Raw genomic sequence first — 1,970 nt, forward strand, 5'->3', positions numbered from 1 at the left:
GGCACCGGAAGAGCGGCCCGGTCCAGCTTGCCGTTCGGCGTCAACGGCAACGCGTCAAGGACCACGAAGGCCGACGGCACCATGTACGCGGGCAGCAGCCCGGCCACCGCATCCCGCAAGGCATCCGGATCAAGGGCCTCAACCCCCGGGACGACGTAGGCGACCAGACGCTGATCACCAGAAACGTCCTCCCGCATGACCACGACGGCCTGCCCAGCACCCCCATGGCGGATCAACGCGGCCTCGATCTCACCGGGCTCGACCCGATGCCCCCGCAACTTGACCTGATGATCGGCGCGACTCAGATACTCAAGCTGCCCGTCGGCGCGCCAGCGCACCACATCGCCGGTGCGGTACATGCGCTCTCCAGGCGCACCGTACGGATCGACGACGAACCGTTCCGCCGTCAGCCCCGGACGCCGGTGATACCCGTACGCCAACCCCGCACCGGCGATATACAACTCACCCGCCACACCCGGCGGAACGAGGCGGAGACGGTCGTCGAGAACATGCACCCGGGTGTTGGCGATGGGCGACCCGATCGACACCTCACCCCCGGCATCCACCACCGCCGCCGTGGACCAGATGGTCGTCTCCGTCGGCCCGTAGAGATTGGTGACGTCAGCCGCCAACTCCCTTAGCCGCAACGCCAGATCGGCCGGTAGGGCCTCACCGCCGACCAGCACCCGCAGGCCGCGCACCGCCTCCGGTGCCTGATCCACCACGGCCCGCCACAGACTCGGCGTCCCCTGCACCACCGACGCCCGATGCCGAACCACGAGCCCGGCCAGGGCGTGCGGATCACGCACACTTTCGCGATCCGCGATCACCACCGCAGCGCCCTGCACCAACGGCAGGAACAACTCAAGGCCAGCGATATCGAACGCGACGGTGGTCACTGCAACGAGGCGATCTGCCGGAGTCATCGGGAAGCGCTCGGCCATCGAGGTCAGGAAGTTCACCAACGCCGACTGACCTACGACGACACCCTTCGGCACCCCCGTCGAACCAGACGTATAGATCACATACGCAGCCCCACCCACCACCGGCCCGGGACCATCACCCAAGCCGTCAAGCGCCGGCAACACATCCGGCGTCAGCACCAACACCGCGCCCGCATCCTCACGGATATGCGCGATCCGCTCCGCCGGATACTCCGGATCCACCGGCACATAAGCAGCCCCCACCCACTGCACCGCCAACAACGCCACCACCAACTCCACCGACCGAGGCAGGGCCACCACCACACGCTGCCCAGGCCCAACGCCCCGCTCGACCAGCCACCGCGCCAACCCCTTCACCCGGGCGGCCAGTTCCTCGTACGACAACTCAACGTCCCCGGAGACCACAGCCACCGCGCCCGAAGAGCGCTCAACCCGCGCCGCAAACAACTCCGGCAACGACCCACCCGGCACCACACACTCCGGACCAGCCGACCAGACACCAAGCCGCTCCAACTCACCGGAGGTGAGGATCTCCGCCCGGCCGACACGCTGGTCGGGATCGGCGGTCAGCGCGGCCAGCGTCTGGACGAACCGGTCGGCGAGGGCCTGCACCGTGTGCTCGTCGTACAGGTCGGTCGCGTACTGGAGTTCACCGACGATGCCGTCGCGCTCCTCGATGAGGTTGAACCACAGGTCGAGCTTCACGTCCTGGATACCGGCGGACTGCAACTCACTCTCCAGACCGGCCAGTTCAAGGCGCGGCTCGGCGTTGTTCTGCACGGCCAGCATGATTTGGAAGAGCGGATGCCGGGCCAACGACCGCTCCGGGTTCAGCACCTCCACCAGGCGCTCGAACGGCACGTCCTGATGTGCGTACGCCGAGAGGTTCGTCTCGCGGACTCGGCCGAGCAGCTCACGGAACGTGGGATCGCCGGACGTGTCGGTGCGCAGCACGAGGTTGTTGACGAAGAACCCGATCAGATCGTCCAACGCGTCGTCGGTGCGGCCCGCGATCGGGGTGCCCAG

1 protein-coding gene is annotated in these 1,970 nt (G+C 67.7%); it reads right to left on the reverse strand.

Translation table 11 applies throughout. The annotated features are described in order from the left end of the window. Positions 1-1,934: non-ribosomal peptide synthetase (locus tag BMZ82_RS39050; RefSeq protein WP_305729235.1), on the reverse strand; the 1,934-nt coding region annotated here is incomplete at its 3' end. Positions 1,935-1,970 lie beyond the last annotated feature (36 nt).

The organism is Streptomyces sp. yr375, from assembly GCF_900110755.1.
Lineage (GTDB): Bacteria > Actinomycetota > Actinomycetes > Streptomycetales > Streptomycetaceae > Streptomyces.